14 protein-coding genes are annotated in these 22971 nt (G+C 73.7%); 4 read left to right on the top strand and 10 right to left on the bottom strand.

The genetic code is table 11. The annotated features are described in order from the left end of the window. Positions 1 to 76: 76 nt before the first annotated feature. From ACWEFJ_RS27560 to ACWEFJ_RS27545, 4 genes are all read right to left on the bottom strand, one after another. Positions 77 to 823, bottom strand: a complete 747-nt coding sequence (locus tag ACWEFJ_RS27560) for a phosphotransferase enzyme family protein (protein ID WP_449715477.1) — start codon at positions 821 to 823, stop codon at positions 77 to 79. A gap of 63 nt (positions 824 to 886) precedes the next feature. Beyond that, complete coding sequence (locus tag ACWEFJ_RS27555; RefSeq protein WP_449715476.1) at positions 887 to 4819, bottom strand: hypothetical protein; 3933 nt, start codon at positions 4817 to 4819, stop codon at positions 887 to 889. 131 nt (positions 4820 to 4950) lie between these two features. Next, positions 4951 to 5973: an LLM class flavin-dependent oxidoreductase gene (locus ACWEFJ_RS27550; RefSeq protein ID WP_449715475.1), complete on the bottom strand. Its 1023-nt coding sequence runs from the start codon at positions 5971 to 5973 to the stop codon at positions 4951 to 4953. 35 nt (positions 5974 to 6008) lie between these two features. After that, on the bottom strand, positions 6009 to 6551 hold the full coding sequence (locus ACWEFJ_RS27545) for a mycothiol transferase (protein ID WP_449715474.1): 543 nt from the start codon (positions 6549 to 6551) through the stop codon (positions 6009 to 6011). A gap of 412 nt (positions 6552 to 6963) precedes the next feature. Here ACWEFJ_RS27545 and ACWEFJ_RS27540 point away from each other — a divergent pair, with 412 nt between their 5' ends. Next, positions 6964 to 7884: a serine/threonine-protein kinase gene (locus ACWEFJ_RS27540; RefSeq protein WP_449715473.1), complete on the top strand. Its 921-nt coding sequence runs from the start codon at positions 6964 to 6966 to the stop codon at positions 7882 to 7884. Between the two features lie 109 nt (positions 7885 to 7993). On the opposite strand, the gene ACWEFJ_RS27535 is transcribed toward ACWEFJ_RS27540, so the two are convergent. Next, positions 7994 to 10120: a tetratricopeptide repeat protein gene (locus ACWEFJ_RS27535; RefSeq protein ID WP_449715472.1), complete on the bottom strand. Its 2127-nt coding sequence runs from the start codon at positions 10118 to 10120 to the stop codon at positions 7994 to 7996. Between the two features lie 396 nt (positions 10121 to 10516). On the opposite strand from ACWEFJ_RS27535, the gene ACWEFJ_RS27530 reads away from it, so the two are divergent. Next, positions 10517 to 11182: a GNAT family N-acetyltransferase gene (locus tag ACWEFJ_RS27530; protein WP_378091789.1), complete on the top strand. Its 666-nt coding sequence runs from the start codon at positions 10517 to 10519 to the stop codon at positions 11180 to 11182. 54 nt (positions 11183 to 11236) lie between these two features. Here the strand turns inward: ACWEFJ_RS27530 and ACWEFJ_RS27525 are convergent, their stop codons facing one another. Together ACWEFJ_RS27525 and ACWEFJ_RS27520 are read right to left on the bottom strand one after the other, a co-directional pair. Then, the gene (locus ACWEFJ_RS27525) at positions 11237 to 12259 is read right to left on the bottom strand and encodes an ABC transporter substrate-binding protein (protein ID WP_449715471.1); all 1023 of its coding nucleotides are present in this window, start codon (positions 12257 to 12259) and stop codon (positions 11237 to 11239) included. A gap of 828 nt (positions 12260 to 13087) precedes the next feature. Next, on the bottom strand, positions 13088 to 13534 hold the full coding sequence (locus ACWEFJ_RS27520; RefSeq protein WP_378091785.1) for an ATP-binding protein: 447 nt from the start codon (positions 13532 to 13534) through the stop codon (positions 13088 to 13090). A gap of 469 nt (positions 13535 to 14003) precedes the next feature. On the opposite strand from ACWEFJ_RS27520, the gene ACWEFJ_RS27515 reads away from it, so the two are divergent. Together ACWEFJ_RS27515 and ACWEFJ_RS27510 are read left to right on the top strand one after the other, a co-directional pair. Next, positions 14004 to 14822: an SAM-dependent methyltransferase gene (locus tag ACWEFJ_RS27515; RefSeq protein ID WP_378091783.1), complete on the top strand. Its 819-nt coding sequence runs from the start codon at positions 14004 to 14006 to the stop codon at positions 14820 to 14822. A 398-nt stretch (positions 14823 to 15220) separates the two neighbouring features. Next, positions 15221 to 17209, top strand: coding sequence for an acyltransferase family protein (locus ACWEFJ_RS27510; RefSeq protein ID WP_449715470.1), 1989 nt, complete (start codon positions 15221 to 15223; stop codon positions 17207 to 17209). A 22-nt stretch (positions 17210 to 17231) separates the two neighbouring features. Here the strand turns inward: ACWEFJ_RS27510 and ACWEFJ_RS27505 are convergent, their stop codons facing one another. The 3 genes from ACWEFJ_RS27505 to ACWEFJ_RS27495 all read right to left on the bottom strand — a co-directional run bounded on the left by ACWEFJ_RS27505 (position 17232) and on the right by ACWEFJ_RS27495 (position 22212). Continuing rightward, positions 17232 to 17555, bottom strand: coding sequence for an STAS domain-containing protein (locus ACWEFJ_RS27505; RefSeq protein WP_378091779.1), 324 nt, complete (start codon positions 17553 to 17555; stop codon positions 17232 to 17234). Continuing rightward, the gene (locus tag ACWEFJ_RS27500) at positions 17552 to 21706 is read right to left on the bottom strand and encodes a SpoIIE family protein phosphatase (RefSeq protein WP_449715469.1); all 4155 of its coding nucleotides are present in this window, start codon (positions 21704 to 21706) and stop codon (positions 17552 to 17554) included. Before ACWEFJ_RS27500 ends, ACWEFJ_RS27505 begins: the two co-directional genes overlap by 4 nt. 362 nt (positions 21707 to 22068) lie before the next feature. Continuing rightward, the gene (locus tag ACWEFJ_RS27495; protein ID WP_449715468.1) at positions 22069 to 22212 is read right to left on the bottom strand and encodes a hypothetical protein; all 144 of its coding nucleotides are present in this window, start codon (positions 22210 to 22212) and stop codon (positions 22069 to 22071) included. Positions 22213 to 22971: the final 759 nt, after the last annotated feature.

Raw genomic sequence — 22971 nt, 5'->3', positions numbered from 1 at the left:
GACGACACCCAGGTCCGCATGCCGTGTGCACGGTCGTCGCCCGCTGCGCGGGCGACGGAACACCCGTGTGGCGGTCTCAGGCGGTCCCTTCCACCGGCCGGACCTCGGCGAGCCGACGGCGCGCGTACTCGTCGTCCCAGCAGACGGCCGCCTCCCACGCCGCCGACGCCTGCGCGGCGACGTCGAGCGCGTCGCCCCCGAGGCCGGCGGCGTTGTCGGGCAGCACGAGGTCCAGGTCGGGCACGTCGACGTGCGCCTCGTCCCAGTCGATCAGCGCGACCCGGTCCGCGGTCACGCGGACGTTGCCGGGGTTGGCGGGGTTGCCGTGCACGACGCAGGTCGGACGTCCGGCGAGCCGCGCCCACGCCGCCCGGCACCGGGCGACGCCCTCGGCGGGCATCGCCCGGAGGTCCACCCTCGTGCCGGTCCCGGCGTGCAGGAGGTCGGTCGACGACCGCCACCCCGGCCGCTGCGGCCAGTCCCGGGTCGACCGGTGCAGGTCGCGCAGCGCGTCGGCGACCCGGCGCCAGTCGTCCCGCGTCGTGGGCGGACCGCCCTCCACGTAAGTCATCACCACCACGCCGCCCGCGAACAAGCGGCCGTCCGCGGTCGGGATCGGCACCGGCACGGTCAGGCCCGCGCGGTCGAGGTGCCGCATCAGCCCGGTTTCCCACGCGAGGTCGGCGTCGCTCCTCGTGCCGAGCCGGGCGACGGCGAGCCGTCCGCCGAGGCGCACGCTCCACACGTCGTTGGCGACCCCGCCGGTCAGCCGTTCGACGCGGGTGACGTCCCCACCCCAGTGCGCGAGCGCCTCCCAGCCCATTCACGGGATCGTACGTCGCCGCCGACGGCATCCTGGGACGCACCGGAGACGCCGAGCTGCCACCTACTCGTCGTCGAACCCGTGTTCCATGGCCTGCGCGAGGTCGATCCCGGACGGGACGACCTTCACGTACAGACCGGTGAGCTGCCCGGCGAGTTGGGCGTTCAGGCCGCCGCGTCCGACGGCCGCGCGGTACTGCGGTCGGGGCACGGCCACGACCGCGCGCAGGCCGTCGATCAGGATGTCGGTCGGCTGGGCGTAGACCAGGGCGTTGGCGAGCATCGTCCGCCGGTCGCCGGAGTAGGGCACGATCTCGACCTCCTCGTCGGTCACCCCGCCCGTGAGCAGCCGCTGGAAACCGTCCATCCGCTCCGCGCCCACCCCGATGAACGCGCCCCGGACGCTGTTCGCGGGCCGGGTGGCGGCGACCGCGACCCTGGTCCGCGCGCCGGGCACGCGCGCCGTGCCCATGACCGCCACCTCGCCCGCCGCCAGCTCGGGCACGAACCCGGCCAGCACGCGCTCGACCAGCGCCGTGGCGGTCAGGGACAGCACGTGGGCGCCACCGGTCACGGCCGGCGGTCCCGCCAGCAGCGCGGCTTCGTCCGCGTTCAGCACCAGCGCGACGAACGTGTCGCCGACCGCCGGGCCCAGGTCCGGACGGGCCCGGCGCAGGTCGTCGAACTCGCCCGCCGGCAGGACGGCGTCGTGCGCCTGCCCGGTGACCGGGTCGTGGACCGTGCACCGGTACGCGTCCGGCAGCACGGCGGCCACGCGGGCGGTCACCGCCATCCCCGGCGCCGGGAACCGCTCGCCGTCGTCCAGGATGAACGCGGCGGCCTCGTCCGGCGTCAGGCGCAGCGCGTCCATCGTCAGCCGCACGAGCCCGACCTTCTGCGGGTAGCAGCTCTTGCAGGCGACCAGGCTCACGCCGCGCACCTTGAGCACGTGCTGTCCCTGGCCGCCGGGGTCGCGGGGGCAGGTCCACCGGGACCCGTCGTCCGAGACCGCGCCCAGCCGGCGCAGCAGCGCGACGGCGTCCGTCGCGTTCGCCTCCGCGATGCGCCGGTCGAACGGCGAGACCGCGGGCGGGGGAACGACCTCGACCGTCTCCGTGCCCCGCACCAGCTCCTTGCGGTACGCCTTCGCGGCCTGGCGGATCGCCTCCAGGTCGAGGCCCTGGTCCCGGGTCGACTTGTCGGTCGGCAGCGGCTCGCCGCCGGTGGACAGCACCGGGAGCCGCCAGTTGGCGCCCCTGGTCCGCAGGGCGGTGAGCTTCACCAGCAGGCGCAGCGCGGCGGACGGGGACTCCGGCGGCACCATGCGCAGCCGTGCGGCGTAGCGCAGCGTCCCCGCCGTGGTGTCGTCCGGCCACGAGTCGGGGTCCGACGGGAACGCCACGGTCGGCATGCCCTCGACCGGCGCGCCGCCCACCTGGGCCCACGGCAGGTGCGCGTCGGGCCGCACCGGGTCGCCGACGCCCTCGGGGCGGTGGTCGGCCAGGCCCAGCACGTCGCCGTCCGCGAGGACGTCCACCCAGCGGTGGGCGAACCCGGCGAGCGCGGCGAACACCGGCAGCGCCCGCACACCGGGCGGTGCGATGAAGACGATCTTCGAGGCGGCGTCGGCCAGGGTCAGGCCGCTCGCGCGCAGCGCGTCGACCGTCGCGGACTTCGGCTCGCACGGCTCCTCGAAGGTCCACGGGACCTCCACCTCGTGCACGGCCAGGCCGGGTGGCGCGGGCGGCGAGTGCGGCGTCCGGATCGCGACGTCGTAGCGCAGCATGGCGGGAGCGGGCCGCGACGGGTCCGCCGAGGCGGGCGCGCCGGCCCCGTCCGGGGCGGTGGCCTCGCGCAGCCACGCCAACGCCGAGCCCACGGCATGGGGGCCGGCGTGCGACCCGCGCGCCGGGCGGGTCAGCAGCGGCCGGAGCACGGACCGGGCGTCCAGGCTGGTGCGGTGCACGTCCAGCCACGCCAGCGCGGCGGCGATCGCCCGTTCGCCGTCCTGCGGGTCGAGGTCGGCCCGCGACAGCAGGCGCCGCAGCACGTGCCGTGCGTCCGGGCTGGTCGGGTGGTGCTCCAGCCAGACCAGCGCGGCGGACACGGCGCGTCGCGCGTCCTGCGGGTCCAGGTCGGCCCGGTCGAGCAGCGACCCGAGCACGAACCGGGTGTCGGGGGTGGTGGGGTGGTGCCCGGTCCAGGCCAGGGCGGCGGCGATCACCCGGGCGTTGTCGGCCGGGGCGAGGTCCGACCGGGCCAGCAGCGACCCGAGCACGAACCGGGCGTCCGGGGTGGGGGAGTGGCGGCTCAGCCAGCGCAGCGTCCGGGCGACGAGGGCCCGCACCGTCTCCGGCGGCAGTTCGGACCGGGAGGCCAGCGAGGCGAGCACGTAGCTCGCTTCCCGCTTGCGGCCGTGCGCGCGCAGCCAGGACAGCGCGGTGGGCACGAGCAGCAGCGCCCCGGCCGGCGAGAGGTGGCGCAAACCCCGGTACAGCAGGTGACGCGCGTCCGTGCGGTCGCCGTGGTCCCGCAGCCACGGGGTGACGACCTGCTCCCAGCACCGCACGGCGGAACCGGACCAGGGCGCACCCGAGCAGAGCGCGCCCAGGGCGTAGCCGCCCACGTCCGGGCTGCGGCGCAGCACCTGGCCCAGGTCCTGCGCGTGGTCGGTGAACCACTCGTCCAGGGCCGCGGTCACGGCCGCGGCGCGGCCGGCGAGTTCCAGGTCGCCGACCAGCCGACCGAGGTTGACCGCGAAGCGGCCGACGGTGCGGGGTTCGGTGAGGCACCCGGCCAGCAGGGCCCGGGTCCGGTCGACGTCCGGGCTCGCGCCGCCCTCGGGCAGCAGGACGGATTCCGCGAGCTGGTCGGCGACCACGTCGTGGGCGACGGCCACCAGACCGCCGTCCTCCTCCAGCCAGCCGAACGACAGGAGGGCGGCCACGACGTGCTCGGCCTCCGACGCGGTGTCGCCCGCCGCGACCAGGCAGGCGTGCGCGGCGGCCGTCACCTCGGGGAGCGCCTGCGGGCAGGCCGCCGCCGCGGCGGCCGCGGCCGCCAACTCGGCCGACGCACGAGCGGGCCTGAAGTGGTTCTCCCGGCCCGGGACGGTCAGGTTGTCCTCCCGGAGCCTGCTGTGCAACCACGGGGACAGGTCCCCGCCCGACCGCAGCGCGGCCGTCTCCGGCAGCGAGATCCCGGCCGTCACCCGGCGTTCGATCTCGCGGGCGACCAGCAGCGCGATGACCGGCCGGCGTCTGCTCACCTCCACCATGCGCGCCATGCCGAGCCGCGCCACCGCCGTGGGCGCGAGGTTGCGCAGCGCGTTCTCGGTGACCAGGCGTTGGAACGACTCGTCCTGGCGCAGCTCGACCTCGTCGAACAGCTCGTGCAGCTGGGCGCGGTCGGCCCGGAGCAGCCAGCCCGGGCGGACCGACGCGAGCACGGCCAACTTGGCGTGGTTCCGCCGCACTTCGGGGAGCAGCCGGTGGCGCAGGCCCACCAGGTCGAGCTGCGACTCGTTGAGGTAGTCCACCACGACGAGGACCGGGCTCGCCTCGGCGAACACCTCGCCGATCAGCTCGTCGAGCACGCCGCGGCCCTCGCCGGGCATGACGTGCAGCACCCGCCACCCCGCGCGCAGCGCCTCGTGGCCGACCTCGACGCCCGTGCGGGTCTTGCCGGTGCCCGCGGGGCCCACCAGCAGCACCCCGCGCTCGTCCGACGCGCGCAGCTTCGCGAAGATCCGGGCCGGGTGGGCGGGGTGGTCGTCGCCCGGCGAGACGAACGGAACCCGGTCACCGATCAGGTTCTTCTTGAAGTCGCCCAACCCGTCGACGAACTCCTGCTGCCGCAACACCGCCCGCAACCGCGCTCCGGGCGCGTTCACGGTGATGGAGCCGTTGTTGACGCCGACCTGGATCGCGGTCCCGACCCGCGAATCCGTCACGGAGTTGGTCACGCTCGGCAAGCGGGGATCCGTTCCGTCGCCCATGATCCCGAGTATGGCCGCGACGGGGCACGGCGCGCCCGCGATCCGCGTCCTGTGCCCCGAACGGACTCCCGACGACAACCCGACCGCGGACGGGTCGGCCGGTCACCGCCGACCCGTCCCCGGCACGCCGGTCAGCGCCAGCCCAGCGCGGGGGCGACGTGGGTCAGGATGCTCTCCAGGACGTGGGCGTTGTAGTCGACGCCGAGCTGGTTCGGCACGGTCAGCAGCAGCGTGTCGGCCTCGGCGATGGCCTCGTCGGCGGCCAGCTGCTCGACCAGCACGTCGGGCTCGGCGGCGTAGGTGCGGCCGAAGATGGCCTTGGTGTCCGCGTCGATGTAGCCGATCTTGTCGGTGCTGTCGCCGTCGTCGCCGAAGTAGGCGTGGTCGAGGTCCGTCGTCAGCGCGAAGATGCTGCGCGACACCGAGACGCGCGGCTCGCGCTGCCAGCCGGCTTCCGTCCACGCCTTGCGGAACGCGCGGATCTGCTCGGCCTGCTGCACGTGGAACGGCGCGCCGCCCTCGTCGTTCTTCAGCGTCGAGCTCATCAGGTGCATGCCCTGCTCGGCCGCCCACACCGCGGTGGCGTTCGACCCCGCGCCCCACCAGATGCGCTCGCGCAGCCCGGCCGAGTGCGGTTCGAGCCGCAGCAGCCCTGGTGGGTTGGGGAACATCGGGCGCGGGTTGGGCTGGGCGAAGCCCTCGCCCTCCAGCACCTTGAGGAACACCTCGGCGTGCCGGCGGGCCATGTCGGCGTCCGTGTCGCCCTCGCTCGGCCGGTAGCCGAAGTAGCGCCAGCCGTCGATCACCTGCTCCGGCGACCCCCGCGAGATGCCGAGCTGGAGCCTGCCGCCGGCGATGAGGTCGGCCGCGCCCGCGTCCTCGGCCATGTACATCGGGTTCTCGTACCGCATGTCGATCACGCCGGTGCCGATCTCGATGCGCTCGGTCTTGGCCCCGATCGCGGCCAGCAGCGGGAACGGCGCGGTCAACTGCCTGGCGAAGTGGTGCACCCGGAAGAAGGCGCCGTCCGCGCCCAGCTCCTCCGCGGCCACGGCCAGGTCGACGGCCTGCAACAACGCGTCCGAGGCCGTCCTCGTCCGCGAGTGCGGCGTGTCGGACCAGTGCCCGAAGGACAGGAAACCGATTTTCTTCACGTCCGGTGGAACGTCCGGGCGAGCTGGTTGATTCCTCAACTATCCGGGTCCTCGCGGTCGGGTCGGCTCCGGGGCAGGACGCCGCGCACGAACGCGGCCTGGCCGACGTGCTGGAGGTCGTCCTCGATGACGCTGAGCAGCCGCACGGCCAGGGTGACGGGCGGGTCCCACGACTCGTCCACGATGCGGCTCAGGTCGGCGGCGCGCAGGCCGCGCACGTAGTCCTCGGTGCGCTCGTGCACCGCGCGGTGGTAGTCGAGCAGCAGGTCGGCGGGCGCGGTGACGGCGGCGACCTGGTCGCCGTCGTGCCCGTAACCCGTGTCGTCCACGGGCAGCGGCAGGTCGAACCGCTTCGCCCAGCCGTCCGCCGTCCACACCTGCTCCGTGCCCGCGACCTCGGCCACGTGGTCGTCCTGCACGCGGGTGAGGTGCCACACCAGCCAGGCGATCGGGTTGGCCGTGCCGCCGACCCGGTGGGTCAGCTGCGCCGCGGTCAGGCCGTCCAGGACGCGTGCCACGGACTCGTGCACCCGCCCGAACCCGTCCAGCAACACGTCCACCGCGGTGACCTCGGTCATGGGCGCTCTCCCTCCGGTCGGCCCCCGTGCGGTCGAGGGGCGTGGTCGCGGAGTACCCCGGCTCCCGCCGGGTGCACCCCTCCCGCCGGGTGCACCCCTCCCGCCGGGTGCACCCCTCCCGCCGGGTGCACCCCTCCCGCCGGGAGCACGTCGCTTCGCCGGGAGGACCCCGGCTCTCGCCGGGAGGGCCCCGCTTCGCCGGGAGGACGTCGCTCCGCCGGCAGCACGTCGAGCGCCGGTTGCGCGATACCGAAGCCACCGGCGGACGCCTCAGCGACGCGACACCACTGACAGCGATGCGCAACCGATCGGCACTCGCGTTGCGGTGCGCCCCGGCACGGCGTCCGGCCACCCCTGGCCACGGTATCTTCGGCGCGATGTGCGCCGTGTCGTCACAGCGGAGGTCGGCCGGATGTCGGACGGGCGGCTGACCGGCGAGGTCCTCAAGGGCAGGTACGCCCTCGGCGCGCTCTACGGCGCCGGCGGGACGGCCGAGGTGTACCAGGCGTTCGACGTCGGCTCGGACCGCAAGGTCGCGATCAAGCTGTTCCGGGGGACGGCCACCCGCGAGGACGAGATCAGGCTCGGCCGGGAAGCGCACGTGCTGACGAAGCTGTGGCGTTCCGGCATGGTCGCCGTCCACGACACCGGTTCCTTCCGGGGCAGCCCGTTCCTCGTCATGCAGGCCGTCGAGGGCGGCACCCTGCGCCGGTGGACGCGCGAGCCGCGCGCGCCGGAGCGGGTGGCGTGGATCGGGGCGCAGGTCGCCGAGGTGCTGGCGCACGTGCACCGGCACGACGTGGTGCACCGCGACGTCAAGCCGTCCAACATCCTGCTCGACCGCGACGGCCGACGTGCCTACCTGACCGACTTCGGCCTGGCGCTGCAGGCGCACGCGACCCGCGTCACCCGGTCGGGAGTCGTGGTCGGCACTCCCGGCTACCTCGCGCCCGAACAGGTTCGCGGCGACGAGGTCACGCCCGCCGCCGACGTCTTCGCCCTCGGCCTGGTGCTGCTGGAGTGCCTGACCGGGCGGTCGGAGTACCCCGGCGGCGACACCGGGTCGGCGCTCGCGCGCCTGCACCGCGGCCCGGTGATCCCCGACGACCTGCCGACGCCGTGGCGCGAGCTGCTGACCGCGATGACCGGGCTGAGCGCCCGCCGACGCCCCACCGCGGCCGACTGCGTGGCCGGGCTCGCCGCCGCGAGCGGGATCGCGTTCGGTGGCGCGGCGGCGAACGACGACGAGCGCTTCGCCGCGACCCGGCGTCCCGGTGCGCGGACGGGCTGGATCCCCGCCCACCCGGACCGGCGCGCCGTTCACCGGGAATGACGGCACGAGTGAACGGCCCGGCGTAGCCGCTCGGGGGTTCGGCCGGCGAGCCGGGTCGGCTTCGCCCGTAGGTGTGCGTGGCCTCCGGGGCCGCCTGCGCGTCCTTGGTTCAGTCGGCGAGCCGGGCCAGCTTCGCTCGAACGTCGTCGGCGTCCGGGTGGCCCAGTTGGTCCAGCAGGGCGAGCGCCCGCCGCCACACCTGCGCGGCGGCGGAGGGCGCGTCCAGGGCGACGTGCGTGTCGCCCATGCGGGACCAGGTGGTCGCTTCGGTGTAGTAGTCGCCGAGTTGGCCGGACAGCGCGATGGACTGCTCGTAGTGGTCGAGGGCCGCGGCGTGGTCGCCCAGGTGGTGGTGGATGTAGCCGAGGCTGTCGAGGGTGTCGGCGAGGCCGGGCCGGTGGTCCAGCTCCCGGAACAGCGCCAGCGCCGCACCGCAGTTGCCGAGGGCCCGCACGTGGTCGCCCAGCAGCGCCTGTTCCCAGCCGAGCTGGTCGAGGGCGCGGGCTTCGCCGGCGCGGTTGCCCGCCGCGCGGAACAGGTCCAGCGCGCGGGCGGCGTGGTCGACGGCTTCGGCGTAGCGCTGCTGCAGTTCCCGCACCCAGCTGAAGACGATGTGCGTGCGGGCCCGGCCCAGTCCTCGGCCCAGGTCCTCGTACAGGTCCAGGGCGCGCTGGAGGTGCGTCGCCGCGTCGTCGTAACGGCCCAGCCGGATGGCCGCCCGGCTGAGCAGGCGGTGGGTCCGGGCCTGCGCGGCCCGGTCGTCCAACCGGGTCGCGGCGGACAGGGCGGCCTGTTGCGTGGCCACCCAGTCCTGCCAGTGGCCCTGGCGTTCGAGGTAGGTCGCGAGCGCCCACGCGAGCTGCCAGGCGTGGACGTCGAGCCCGTGGTGGACCGCCTGGTCGATGACGACCGGCACCGCGGCGCGTTCCGCGACGAACCAGTCCAGCGCTTCCCGCTCGCCGGCGATGTCGAGCGGTTCCACGCCCTCGGCCGGCTCCGACAAGGTGATGCGCTCGCGCTGCGGCGCGATCCGCCGGTCCGCGGCCGAACAGGTCCGGAGGTAGAAGTCGACCATCCGGAGCACCGCGGCCCGGCGGCGGGCTTCGGGCTCCTCGGCGGCGGCCAGTTCGGCGGCGTAGCTGCGCAGCAGGTCGTGGAACTGGTACCGCCCCGAGTTGAGCTGCTCCACCAGGTGCGCGCGGACCAGTTCGGCCAGCGGCGCCCGGACCTCGGACGGGCGGACACCGAGGAGCGCGGCGGCCGCGGCCGCGCTGACCGTGGTCCCGGGGTGCAGCCCGAGGAGGCGGAACAGGGTGGCGGCGACGGGCGTCAGGGCGCGGTAGGACCAGGAGAAGACCGCACGGGCCCCGCCGTCGGTGTCGCCGGCGTCGAGCGCGTCGAACCGCCGCCGCTCGTCCCGCAGCTCCTCGGCCAGGGTCGCCAGCGCCAGGTCCTCCTGCGTCATCGCCCGTGCCGCCACGAGGGCCAGCGCGAGCGGCAGCCGCGCGCACAGCGTGACGAGCGCCTCGACGGCGCGGGGTTCGGCGGCCACCCGTGGCGCGCCGATCCGGCGCCGCAGCAGTTCGACGGCCTCGTCGTCCGCGAGCACCTTCAGGGTTATCGGCCGGGCCCCGTCCAGGGCGATCAGACCGGTGAGCCGGTCCCGGCTGGTGATGAGCGTCAGGCACGTCGCGTGGTTGGGCAGCAGCGGGCGCACCTGCTCGGAACTCCGCGCGTTGTCGAGGATCAGCAGCACCCGCCGGCCCGCCAGGGTGCTCCGGTACAGGCCGAGGAGCGCGTTGAAATCGGTGGGGATGCGTTCGGGGGGCACCTGGAACGCGTCGAGGAAACCCCGGATCGCCTCGGCCGGCGACATGGGGACGCCGGTCGGGTCGAATCCCCTCAGGTTCACGTACAACTGCCCGTCCGGGAAACGCCGGGCGGCCTGGTGCGCCCAGTGCACCGCGAGGGTCGTCTTGCCCACCCCCGCGGTTCCGCTGATCGCGGAGATGATCAGCGTGGCGCCGTCCTCGGCGGCGTCCTGGAGCGTCCCGGTCAACTGGGCGAGTTCCGACGCCCGGCCCACGAAGTACGGGAACGCGCCGGGCAATTGCTGCGGTGTCACCCAGGACCGGTCGGCGGTCTCGGTGACGTGGTGGATGTTCACCGTGCCGGCCTGGACCACCTGGCCCCAGACGGTGCCCCCGAGATCGTTCGTGCTGTTGGTGACGCTCACCGACCACCCCTCGTCACGTCATGACCGGCTCGGCAGGGCATCGATGCGTCACGTGTGACGACCGCGCACGCATCGACCGATGCGTTCTTCCAAGACCGCGCTGTCCATTCATCCGGAAACCCGGCCCCCGCCGGGCAGATGCTAGGACACGGCGAGTCCCGGAAATCCGCAATATGGCGGCGCGCGCCTCCCGGGGTGGAAATGTCCGTTATTTCCAAGGAATCCTCGCATAATTCTGCGTCGCACTGTGGTCGGGTCAGTACGCCGAGTGATCATATTCATTTCCGATGACGACGACCGTAATTCTGCGGTGCGGATTCCGTGAGGGGCGGGCGACGATCGGGTCACGCGCCGGAGAGGGCGTCGCGGATCGCGGACGAGGAGTTCAGGCAGAAGATGAGCGAGCTTGGTACCGGGTCCGACCTGCCCCGGGTGCGCCGACGCGAGTGGCGGACGGTGGCGCCCGCCGATCGCCGGCGCATCGAGGTGATCTGGGAGGAGGCGTTCCCGCCCGCGGAACGCAGCGCGCACGACACGGTTTCGCGCCGCAACAGCACGTGGCTGTGGACCGCCCACTCGGCGGACGGCCGGCTGATCGGGTTCGCCACGGCGCTGCGCCTGCCCGACGCCGGGGCGGCCTACCTGGAGTACCTGGCCGTGTCGCCCGCCGAACGCGGGGCGGGGGCGGGGGCCGCCGTGCTCGCCGCGATCGTGGACGACCTGCGGTCCGACCCGTCGGTGCACGGCATCGTGCTGGAGGTGGAGGATCCCGTCCGGACTCCCGGGCGTGATCCGCTCCTGGCCCGGCGGGTGGCGTTCTACGAGCGGTGGGGCGCACGCGCGGTGACGTCGTTGCGGGACTACTGCATGCCCGACCTCGCCAACCCCGGCGGCCTCGTGCCGATGGTCGTGCTGTGGCGGGGGATCCGCGACAACGCCGTGCTCGACCGGGACGGTGTGGTGCGCGTGCTCACCGACCTGTACCGCGGCTACTACGCGCACGCCGCGTCGGACGGGCACCTCCGGGACGTGCTGGACCGCATGGTGCTCGTCTCCCCGTGACCACTCCGCGCGCGGCCCGGATCGGCGGATCCGAGCCGCGCGCCGTGGGTTCCGTCAGTTCTCCGGCACGGGGACCAGCATGGGCTTGACGTCGAAGTCGGTCTCCAGCAGGCCGTAGGTCCTCATGAGCGCCGCCACCCGCTGCAGGCGGGTGGCGTCGAGGGTGGTCGGGAACTCGCCGAAGTGGACCAGGGCCGCGGTTTCCTTGTCCACCTTCGCGTACTCGGTGAGCAGCTGGCGCACCAGGGCGTGGTCGCCCGCGTCCCGCTGCCCCTTGACCAGCGCCCGCTGGAACGCGGCGACGGTCTTGGGGTTGTCCTGGAGGAACTTGCCCGTCGTGCCGTAACCGGCGATCGGGATGCCGTCGGTCGGGCCCGACGCCGCGTCGAGCACCGCGATCTGACCGGAGTTGCGCTGCGCCCGGGTGATGAACGGCTCGCTGGAGAACGCGGCGTCGACGACGTTGTTCTCGACCGCCGCCTCCATGTCGGGCAGGGGCACCTCCTTGAACGTCACCCGGTTCGGGTCGACGTTGTTGGCCTCCAGGGACGCGCGGAACGTCAGCTCGGCGATGTTCCTGGTGGTGTTGATCCCGAGCGTCTTGCCCGCGAGGTCCCTCGGCGACTTGATCCTCGACCCGGCCTTGGCCAGCACCAGGAACATCTCCGGCTTGGCCTGGTAGCCGTCCATGATCAGCCGCAGCCCGCCGACGTCCTTCGCGGTGTCCTTGGCCTGGGCGTTGAAGAACGACACGAAGTTGCCGAACGTCATGTCGAGGTCGCCGCTGACCAGACCGGGGATCGCGGCGGCCCCGCCCTGGATCGTGATCGGCTCGACCTTGAGGCCCTCGTCCTCGAAGTAGCCCCTCTCGATCGCGATGTGGACCGGCGCGACGTCGATGATCGGCAGCAGGCCGAGCTTGATGCCGGCCTTCTCGACCTGGCCCGGCGTGGTCGAACCGGACGCCTCCTCGGCGTCGCCGCCGAGCAGGCCGCAACCTGAGACGGCGAGCAGGATCGCGGCCACCGACACCGTGCCGACGATCTTCCGTGCCGATGAGCCGACACTTCGAGCCATGGGTACGTCTCCTGGGTGATGACTGGGAATGCGGAACCGCCGCGCGCACGGCGAAGAAGGGTGCGCGGCGGTGGAAAAGGCACTGGTGAGCGCTTACCTCGACCCCCGACGGGAGGGCGTCACCGTGATCGGGACTTCCGCCGCGGCGGAAATCCCGGGGATCAGGAACGGCCGCCGTGTCCCCGTGTCGCGGCGGATGTGGCCCGGTGCGGAACGAACCTTCCTCGTCTTGCTCCGGGCACCGTGCAGCCTTCCGCTTGTCGGGGATTGGCGGCGCGCCGATGAGGGCACGCCTCGACCGCGGCCACTCGTGTCGCATCGTCGCGGCAGCGCGGTGGCCGGGAGGCGAACTTTAGCCAAGTGCCCGCCGGTCCGAACGCGCCCGGAGGCGCGATCGTCCCTCCGGTGATGCGAGGCCCTGTCGGAAACACCGATTCGGATAATCGGCGCGGCCGTCGTTGACCAGCGGTAACGCGTGATTGCGCACGGGTGTTCGATGGCCGGGCGTCGCTATTCACCCGTGGGCGGAAGTCTTCGGGTGTGCGCAATGTCTCCCGTCGCGTCACTGCGGCGGGAGGTGCGGATCGGGGTTGACCCGGTCGTTATTGAATAGCGCTCACGTTCACCGGGGACGATGTGGTCCCGGTGGCCTTCACCGCCGGATTGCGGTAAAGTGGGAATCGCATTCGACACCGCCGGGTCGCGGTGGTTGCGAATGAATCGTGTCCTCGCGGGTCGGGTGGCGGCCGTCGCCACCCGACCCGCGATCGGCTGTCCTCGAACGATTGTCAACCCGTCGTGCGACGGGTGATGTGCCTTCGCGGCGGGTCAAGTGGTCGGTGTGGTATCGGTGCGCCGGGAGTGGCGGGTGAGCACGGCCCACACGGTCTTGCCCACCGCGTGCCGCACGACACCCCACCGCCGGGACAACCGGTCCACGAGCACCATCCCGCGACCCCGGGTCACCCGGACCGAGGACCGGCCCACCACCGGCACGTGCGGCGACAGGTCGGTCACCTCCACCCGGATCAGGCCGCGGGTGCGCCGCAGGCGCAGGTGCAAGGGGTGCTCGCCGTGCTGGTAGGCGTTGGTGACCAGTTCGGACACCACCAGTTTCGCGTCGGTGATCTCGTCGTCGGTGAGGTCGGCCAGGACTTCCTCGGTCCAGCGCCGCACCCCCGCCAGATCCGGTTCCTCCCCCACCAGTTCGAACACCCGGGGGTCGGCCGGCTCGGCGGGTCGGGGTCTGTTCGCGGGACCGTCGTCGGTGATCATGGGTGTGTCCTCCCTGCCGGGGTCGCGTCAAGGCGTGTCTACCCGGACGAACGATCAACAACACCGCCCAAGTGATCACTCGATGCGGTTGCCCGGCCGACCGCCGCCCGTCCGCTCCCTCGAATGGGCTCGACGTGATCGATGCGCCGACGCCTCCCCTGCGTCACCCGGTGAGCCGCCGACGGACCCCGGGAACGCCTCGAACCCGAGGTCGTGCGGCCCTTGATCGCCGTGTGCGCGCGATGGCCGGACCATCGGCGCTTGGTGCGCCCGGGAAACCGGTGGCACCAGGGCCTCGATCGCGACCACGGGGACGACGACCGGGAGCCCTGGGCCGATCGGGTGAAGCGGATGCGATCCGGTTGACCGGCGGGTGCTGCGCTGACTAGGTGTTCCGCGTGGCTCACGCGCTCGATCCCGGAGATCCGTTCCCCCTTGTCGACCGCCTCGCGTTACCGGGAGGCCCGAGGTGACCCGCGACCGGAACGCGCGGGAGTGGGTTCCCGAGGGGGTCGACATCAGCCGGCCCAGCGTGGCGAGGATCTACGACTACCTGCTCGGCGGCGGCCACAACTTCGCCAGCGACCGGGAACTGGCGGGCCGGCTGCTGACGGCGCAGCCCAACGTCCGCGAGATCGCGCGGCTGAACCGGGCGTTCCTGCGCCGCGTGGTGGTGTTCATGATCGAGGCCGGGGTGCGGCAGTTCCTCGACCTGGGCTCGGGCATCCCGACCGTGGGCAACGTGCACGAGATCGCGCAGAACACCGCGCCGGGCACGCGGGTGGTCTACGTCGACTACGAGCCGGTCGCCGTGGCGCACAGCCGCCTGCTGCTGGCCGACCAGCCCGACGCGGTGATCGTGGACGCCGACATCACCCGTCCCGACGACGTGCTCGACGCGCCCGCGACCCGGCGGTTGCTCGACTTCGACCAGCCGATCGGCCTCCTGGCGGTCACCATCGGCCACTACATCCCGCCCGAGGCGGACCCGGTGGGGTTGTTCGCCCGCTACCGCGACGCCCTGGCCCCCGGCAGCTACCTGGCCATGACCCACCTCACCGACGACTTCGCCACCGTGCACGGCGAGCAGATCGTCAAGACGATGAAGTCCACGCGGGACAACGTCTTCCCCCGTCCCCGCCACGAGGTGCTGGCGTTGTTCGACGGCTTCGAGCTGGTCGAGCCGGGGCTGGTCACCACCTCGCAGTGGCGGCCCGAGAGCGGGTTGCACGAGGTGCGCGACGTCGAGCTGGACGCCCTCTACGCGGGCGTCGGCCGCCTGCCGTGACGACCCCGCGGCCACCGCACGCCGGTGGCCGCGGGGTTCTCGCCCCGGTCGGTGGAGCCGCCGGCCGCGAGGGCGATGCGGCGAGCCGCCGGCGGAACGCCTGCCACGCAACGCGAACGCGTCGTCACGCCGCGTCGTTGGGGTGTGCGCCCGACGTGCCGGGGCGTCGGGTCCGGACCAGGGGATGGGTCGACTCCGGCCCACCGGCCGGTGATCGGGGATTCCGGGGCTTGGCGCGCGGTGGGGTAGGGTGCGGTCCGGCGCCGCCCCCGGCGGTGTCGGAGGTGTGCCGGGAAGTCTGGTCGGCGTCCGCGGACCGGACCGACTTGGAGTTGATCTTGAAGCCCTCCTCTGCGCCGCCGTCGCCCACGGGTCGTGCCCGCGGTTACCGTCCCGAGTTGCAGGGGTTGCGCGCGCTCGCGGTCGTGCTGGTCGTCGTCTACCACGTGTGGCTGGGCCGGGTCTCCGGCGGCGTGGACGTGTTCTTCCTGATCTCCGGCTTCCTGGTGACCGGGCAACTGCTGCGCGCCGCCGAACGCGGCCGCATCGAGCTGGTCCCGATGTGGGGGCGGATGGTCAAGCGCCTGTTCCCGGCGGCGCTGACCGTGTTGCTCGTGCTGATCGCCGTGGGCGTGGTGGCGCTGCCGGAGAACCGGTGGTTCCAGACCGTCCGCGAGGTCGTCGCCGCCGCGCTGTACCTGGAGAACTGGCAGCTGGTCGCGGACGCGGCCGACTACTTCAGCCAGCACAACGAGGCCAGCGTCGTCCAGCACTTCTGGTCGCTGTCCATCCAGGGGCAGTTCTACCTGGTGTGGCCGCTGCTGGTGGTCGCCGCGCTGTGGGTGGCCCGCCGGGCCGCGGTCGGGGCGCGCAGCCTGGTGGCCGTGCTGCTGGTCGCCGCCTTCGGCGGGTCGCTCGCCTTCTCCGTGGCCCTGACCGCGGCGAACCAGCCGCTGGCCTACTTCCACTCGCTGACCAGGGTGTGGGAGTTCGCGCTCGGCGGCCTGCTGGCGCTGGTGGTCGACGCGGTGGTGCTGCGCACGTGGGCGCGGGTCGTGCTCGGGTGGCTCGGCGTCGTGGGCCTGGTCGCCTGCGGGCTGGTGCTGAAGGTCGGCAGCGTGTTCCCCGGCTGGGTGGCGTTGTGGCCGACGCTGTGCGGCGCGGCCGTGATCGCGGCCGGCGCCTCCGGCAGCCGCCTGGGCGCGGACCGGCTGCTGTCGGCCCGCCCGGTCCGCTACGTCGGGGACCTGAGCTACGCGCTGTACCTGTGGCACTGGCCGGTGCTCGTGCTCTACCTCGTGGCCCGCGGGCGGGAGGAGGTGGGGCTGCTCGGGGGCGCGTTCGTGATCGGGCTGTCCGTCACGCTGGCCGTGGCGACCCACCACCTGGTCGAGTCGCCCGTGCGCCGTTCCGCGGTCGGCGAGGTCCGCGCGTGGCGCGCCCACGCGCTGGGCGCGGCGGCGATGGTGCCGGTCCTGGTGGCCGCGTTCGCCTGGCAGGTCGTCAGCGACCGCAAGGCCGCCTCCTACGAGCTGCTGGTCGACGACAACGACCACCCCGGCGCCCTGGCCCGCATGCCCGACTTCGAGTACTGGGGCTCCGAGGACGCGACCGTGATCCCGCCGCTGGTGTCGCTGCGCGACGACTTCGCCGCGATCGAGGGCAGCATGTGCCGCACCTCGCCGCGCAACCCGCAGGACCTCCACGTGTGCACGTCGCCGAGTTCCGCCGAGCCGGCCCGGCGGATCGCGGTCGTCGGCGACTCGCACATGCAGCAGTACCTCGCCGCGCTGTGGCCCATCGCGAAGGAACGGGACTGGCAGATCGTCTCGATGCTCAAGGGCGCGTGCCCGTTCTCCACCGACGCCGACGCGATGCCCGGCGACGCCCGGTGCATCCGGTGGAACGCCGACCTCGTGGACGAGCTGGCCGACCTGCGACCGGACCTGGTCGTCGCCAACGGCACGCGCAACGTCCGGGTGGGGCTGACCGAGCACACCCCGGACGGGTTCGTGGCCCAGTGGCGCAAGCTCGCCGACCTCGGGCTGCCCGTGCTGGCCATCCGGGACAACCCCCGGTTCTCCTTCTCGCCGGCCGAGTGCGCCGCCGCGAACGGCCTGGACCCGGCGGCGTGCGCGACGCCCCGGTCGGACCTGCTGACCCCGGACCCGCCCTGGGCGGCCGTGCCCGACCTGCCGCCCAACGTGTCGTTCGCGGACTTCAGCCACTACATCTGCGAGGACGAGACCTGCCCGTCGATCATCGGCAACGTGTTCGTCTACCTGGACGACAACCACCTCAGCTCGACGTACGTGAGCACGATGGCGCCGTTCGTCCAAGCCGTCCTGCTGCCGCTGCTGGGGTTGGCGGAGGAGGGCGAGGAGTGACCGGGGGACCGGCGTCGAACCCCTACACCGGGGTCTGACCCGGCTGGGACGACACCTCTTCCACGGTGGTCAACTGCGTCAGGCCGGAGACGGTGAGCACCGGCATCAGCATCGGGCCGGCGACCACCGTGATCCCGTCGGCGTGGGTGAACAGCGAGTGCAGCGCGCTGCTGTCCAGGTACTGCACGGCGGTCAGGTCCACGACCAAGGAGCCCGCCTCGGCGATGCCTTCGGCGACGGCGGCGCCGAACGCGTCGTTGTTGCTGAGGTCGATCTCGCCGGCGGCGACCAGGACGCGCGTGCCGTCGGCCCGGGTCGTGGTGGTGAGGGAGAGTTCGGTGGTCACTGGCTGATCCTCGCGTGCATCTCGACGGTGGTGCCCCCGGCACCGGACAGGACGGTGACGTCGTCGACCAGGCCGCGCATGACCTGCAGGCCCCGGCCCCGGTGGGCCTCGACCACCGGGTCGGGCGTCCGCCAGGTCCCGCTGTCGGTCACGATCAGCCGCACCTGGTCGGGGAACGCGGACGCGCGGAGGCGGATCGCGCCGCCGAGCCGGTCGCGGTGCCCGTGCTCGATGGCGTTGGTGCAGGCCTCGCCCGCGGCGACCAGGATGTTCAACGTCTGCTGGGCGGTGACGTCGCAACTGCGCAGCCACGCCCGCAGGCTGTCGCGCACCGGGGCGAGTTCCGACGCCTGGGCCGGGAACGCGATCTCCAGCGGGGCGGGGTGGCGGTAGACGAGCAGCGCGACGTCGTCGTCGTACCCCGACTCGGGCGCCAGGTCGGTCATGATCCGGGTCGCCAGGTCGTCCACCGGGACGTCGGGGGCGGCCCGCACCGCGACGGACACCGCCGCGATCCCCTCGTCCAGGGGGCGACGGCGGCGTTCGACCAGGCCGTCGGTGTAGAGCAGCAGCGTGGCGCGGGCGTTCACGACCACGGTCGCCTCGGGGCGCGGGCGGTCGGGGCGCACGGCCAGCGGCAACCCCCGGCCCTGGTCCAGCAGGCCGGTGGTGCCGTCGGGGTTGACCATGATGCCCGGCGGGTGGCCGGCGCTGGAGTAGACCAGGTCGCCGGTGACGGTGTCGAGCACGGCGCAGAGCACCGTGGTGCACATGGCCCCGGACAACGTCGCCCCGAACCGGTCCAACGCGTTCAGGGTCCGCGCGGGGCTGGGGTCGTGCAGCAGCAGGGCCCGGCACGCGCTGCGCAACTGCCCCATCACCGCGGCGGCCTGCAGGCCGTGCCCGACGCAGTCCCCGACGACGATCGCGGTGCGCCCGTCCGGCAGCTCGAACGTGTCGTACCAGTCGCCGCCGACCTTCAGCGGCCGGGTCGCGGGTTCGTAGCGCACGGCGAAGCCCTCCGGCAGCCGGGCCGGGCCCAGCATCGCGCGTTGCAGGGTCAACGCGGTCTCGCGCTGCTGGTCGATCTGGCGCATGCGGTGCAGCCCCTGGCCGAGGTGCCCGGCCAGCAGGGCAAGCAGCGTCTGGTCCTCGGCCGACAGCACGCGACGCCCTTCGAGGTCGACGCGCAGCACCAGCACCCCCGAGGGGTGCTCCAGGGTGATCGACATGGCGGTCGGGCCGTCCGCGACCGGGGTCAGCAACGCGCCCGCGCGGCGGGCGAGGAGCGAGTCCCGCAGGTCTTCGGGCAGCTCCGCCCACGTGGCGGGCTCGCCCACGGACACCAGGTCGGGTTCGTCGCCCCGCTCGAACGTCGCCGCCAGGACGCGGCGCGCGTGCCACAGCGACCGCAGCTCCTCCAGCACGCCGCGCAGCGCGTCGGGCGTGTCCTCGGCGCGGGAGAGCCGCAGGTTCACCGCCGCCAGCGCGGTGCTGCGCTGCACGGCGTGGTGCTCGGCGGTGACGTCGCGGATCGTGCCGACGGTCACGTGCCGTCCGCCGTCGGGGTCGGCGACGCGGTTGAAGGAGGCGGCGACCCAGAGCCGGCGGCCGTCGCGGTGCGTCACGGGCACGATCCCCGTGCCGGTGCCGCGCTCCACGAGGCGGGCGAAGACCTCGCCGGCCTGCCGGTGCGCCTCGGGGTCGGTCCGCTCGTCGGGCCACCAGGGGTGGCGCGCGGCGTAGGGCAGGCCCTCGGGCCCGTACCCGAGCAGGTCGGCGAACGCCGCGTTGACCTCCACGACGGCGCCCTGCTCGTCGCAGACGAAGAACCCCTCCTGCAGCGAGTCGATCAACGCGGTGCGCCACGCGAGGTGGTGGTTGCGCATCCGCGCCAACTCGACGTTGGCCCGGACCCGGGCCAGCAGCTCCGCCGCGGAGAACGGCTTGAACAGGTAGTCGTCGGCGCCGGCCTGCAGGCCCTCGATGGCCGCCTCCTGCCCGGCGCGGGCGGACAGGAGCAGCACGGGCACCGACGCGGTGCGCGGGTCGGCGCGCAGCGCGGCGACCAGTTCGAGCCCGTCCAAGCCGGGCATCATCACGTCGCTGACCACGAGGTCCGGCGGTGCGGCGCGCACCGCGTCGAGCGCGGTCCGCCCGTCGCCCACGGCGGTCACGAGGTAGTGCGGTTGCAGCAGTCGGCGCAGGTAGTCGCGCATGTCGGCGTTGTCGTCGGCGACCAGGACCCGGCCGGGAGGCCGCCCGCCGTCCGCGGCCGGGGTGGCCGCCGGCGTGCCGACCAGGGAGCCGTCGAAGCCGACGTCGTCCGCGGCGGTCTGCTCGGCGGGCAGCCACCGCAGCGCCTCCTGCACGAACGGGTCGGCGGCGGAGCCCCCGACCCCCGCGTCACCGGGGGCCACCAGCGCGTCGGCCGGCAGGTGGTCGGCGCCCAGGGGCAGGCGGATGGTGAACGCGGTGCCCCGGCCGGGGGTGCTCTCGGCGGTGATCGCGCCGCCGTGCAGGCCGACCAGCTCCCGCACCAGCGCCAGGCCGATGCCGCTGCCCTCGTTGGAGCGGGCGCGCACGTTGTCGATGCGGTGGAACCGCTCGAACAGCCGGGGCAGCTCGTCGGGGGCCACTCCGACGCCGGTGTCCGCGACGGTGACCACCGCGTGGTCGCCGTCGCCGCGCACCGCGACCCGGATCGAGCCGTCGAAGGTGAACTTCAGCGCGTTGCTGAGCAGGTTGAGGACCACCTTCTCCCACATCGACCGGTCCACGTGCACGACCTCGCCCGGCACGGGGCAGTCCACCTCGAAGCGCAGGCCCGCGCGTTCGATCGCGGAGCGGAAGACGCTGGCCAGCTCGGCGGTGAACACCGCGAGGTCGAGGGGTTCGTAGCGGGCGCGCATCCGCCCGGCCTCGAGGCGGGAGAAGTCCAGCAGCGTGTTGACCAGCTTGCCCAGCCGCAGGCTGTTGCGGTGCACGGCCTCCAGCTCGACCTTGGCCGGCTCGTCGTCGGCGAACCGGTCCAGCAGCTCCTCCAGCGGACCCGTGATCAGGGTGAGGGGTGTGCGGAACTCGTGGCTGATGTTGGAGAAGAACGCCGTCTTGGCGCGGTCCAGCTCGGCCAGCTCCTCGGCGCGCCGCTGCTGCGCCTGGTAGCTGCGGGCACTGGCGATCCCGGCCGCCACGTGGCCCGCGACCAGGTCGAGGAAACCGCGGTAGCCCTCGTCCACCTGCCGGTAGCGGTTGAGCCCGACCACCACGAACCCGTAGGGCGTGCCGCCCTGCTGCTGCATCGGCGCCACCAGCGCCCGGGTGGGCGGGGCCGGCCAGGCGCCGGTCGGCAGGTCGACGAACGGCTCGCCCTCCAGCTCCACCAGCGCGGCCGCGCCGCCGGCCGGCGCGGCCACCGGCCACACCGGGTCCGGGTCGTCGGCGGACAGGTCGGCCGGGGCCGCAGGGTGGTCGGCGGTGATGCCGGTCGTGCCCACCAGCCGCGCGACGCCGTCGTCGCCGAACAGGTAGGTCAGCGTGAACGGCAGGTCACGGGCGTTGCGCTCCAGTTGGCGGTGGGAGAACGCGAGCGTCTCCTCCTCGGTGCGCACCACGCTGGGGTCCGAGCCCAGGTCCCGCAGCGTCGCCATCCGGCGCTCGCCGATGACGCGCTCGGTGACCTCGCTGACCACGCACAGCATGCCCACGACCGCGTCGGAGTCGTCGCGCAGCGGGCTGTAGGAGAAGGTGTGGTAGGTCTCCTCGCTGTAGCCGGAGCGCTCCAGGAACAGCAGCAGCGCCTCGTCCCAGGTCGCCTTCCCGGTGGTCAGCACGGTGTCGATGCGCGGGCCGATGTCGCCCCAGATCTCCGCCCACACCTCGCTCGCGGGCCGGCCCAGCGCCCACGGGTACTTGCGGCCCAGCGTGTCGCGCCGGTAGGCGTCGTTGCAGAAGAAGGTCAGCTCGGGACCCCAGGCCATCCACATGGAGAACCGGGACGACAGCAGGATGCTGACCGCGGTCCGCAGGCTCTGGGGCCAGCCGTCCGGCGGTCCGAGCGGGGTGGCCGCCCAGTCCACCGAGGCCAGTTGGGGGCCGACTTCCTCGTCGGCGGAGAACACGTTCTCCCCGCCCTCGTCGAAACGCGCCACGAACGTCCCATCACTCGGCAACCACCCGGTGCCGCCCCGCCGAAGGCGATGGTCTGCGCGAAACCGCGTGCGGATCGACGGCCCGGCGGAGGAGTGGGTCACGGGCTCCGACCGGGACCGCGGGACGGGCCACATGATCGTAACGGCAGGGTGGTCGCCCCGCACGTTCGAGAGAGGCGGGGGAGGGCGGCCCGGCCGCCGGCCGCCTCGCCCGTGGCGGTGCGTGACGACCCGTTGGCGAACAGTGAGGCGCGGACCGTGACGCCGTCCGTCCACAAAGGATCGGACGCGGTCCCGGGGACTGCGGCGCGCACGTCACGACGACGCGGTGTGGAGGTGTGCCGACCCCGGGCCGACCGGGTTCAGGGGCGGAACACCGCGCGCGTGCACCCGTCCTCCTTGGTCTTGAGCAGCTCGTACCCGCGCGGCGCGTCGTCGAGCGGCATCACGTGGGTCGCCAGGTGGGCCGTGGTGATCTCGCCGGCGGCGATGCGGTCCAGCAGCATCGGGATGTAGCGCTGCCCGTGCTGTTGCGCCGCGCGCAGGGTCAGGCCCTTGGTGACCGGGGCCGCGACCGGCTGCCCACGGTCGAGCGACCCACACGTCCCGGGGTGTCGGCCACCCGTTCGGCCCAGCGGCGTCGACCTCGCCCGCGCCGCTCCCCCGGTGACGACGTCCCCGCCGGCGGTTGCGCGGCCCGGTACGGGGTAGCCGCCGGGTTCGAAGGAGGGATGGGCATGAGGACATCGGGCAAGGCGGCCGTGCTGACCGCGGTGGGCGCGGCGGCGGTGATCGGCCGGCGGGTCGTGGCCGGGCGCAAGGCGGCCGGGCGGGACGCGCACTCGCTCGCGGTGACGGTCTGCTGCCCGCCGGAGCGGGTGCGGGACCTGCCGGAGCCGCTGGCGCGGCTGCGCGGCGACGTGGAGGTCACCGTGCGGCCGGCGGCGGGTGACAAGGGCACGGAACTGCCGGCGCGCCCCGCCGGCGACGTGTCGCGCGAGGACCTGCGGGTGGCATTCTGCCGGACCTCCAAGTCGTTCACGCCCTCCCGGCACAGCGCCTTCACAGCCTGCCCTCCCCGGCCGCCCGCCTGGTCAGCATCCGCACCACGCGCCCCGCCGGCCCCGGGCGTGTCCGGGCGCAGCACCGACCCGGTCTCGATCAGCGACTTCGCCTCCCGCACGCTCGTGCTGGTACTGCAAGAACGACCTGTGGTCGCTGTGCGACAACACCAACACCAACACCAACCCGGGCATCACGCAGGC

The sequence above is a fragment of the Actinosynnema sp. NPDC004786 genome (genome assembly GCF_053601135.1).
Note: the sequence above shows the minus strand (reverse complement) of the source record. Positions and strands in the feature narration are given on the sequence as shown.

What these genes read in the sequence shown, in the direction of transcription:
- ACWEFJ_RS27495 (WP_449715468.1), bottom strand. Translation starts at nt 22,212, where the DNA reads ATGCTGCTGGACCGCATCGCCGCCGGCGAGATCACCACGGCCCACCTG.
- ACWEFJ_RS27525 (WP_449715471.1), bottom strand. Translation starts at nt 12,259, where the DNA reads ATGGCTCGAAGTGTCGGCTCATCGGCACGGAAGATCGTCGGCACGGTG.
- ACWEFJ_RS27520 (WP_378091785.1), bottom strand. Translation starts at nt 13,534, where the DNA reads ATGATCACCGACGACGGTCCCGCGAACAGACCCCGACCCGCCGAGCCG.
- ACWEFJ_RS27555 (WP_449715476.1), bottom strand. Translation starts at nt 4,819, where the DNA reads ATGGGCGACGGAACGGATCCCCGCTTGCCGAGCGTGACCAACTCCGTG.
- ACWEFJ_RS27530 (WP_378091789.1), top strand. Translation starts at nt 10,517, where the DNA reads ATGAGCGAGCTTGGTACCGGGTCCGACCTGCCCCGGGTGCGCCGACGC.
- ACWEFJ_RS27560 (WP_449715477.1), bottom strand. Translation starts at nt 823, where the DNA reads ATGGGCTGGGAGGCGCTCGCGCACTGGGGTGGGGACGTCACCCGCGTC.
- ACWEFJ_RS27545 (WP_449715474.1), bottom strand. Translation starts at nt 6,551, where the DNA reads ATGACCGAGGTCACCGCGGTGGACGTGTTGCTGGACGGGTTCGGGCGG.
- ACWEFJ_RS27540 (WP_449715473.1), top strand. Translation starts at nt 6,964, where the DNA reads ATGTCGGACGGGCGGCTGACCGGCGAGGTCCTCAAGGGCAGGTACGCC.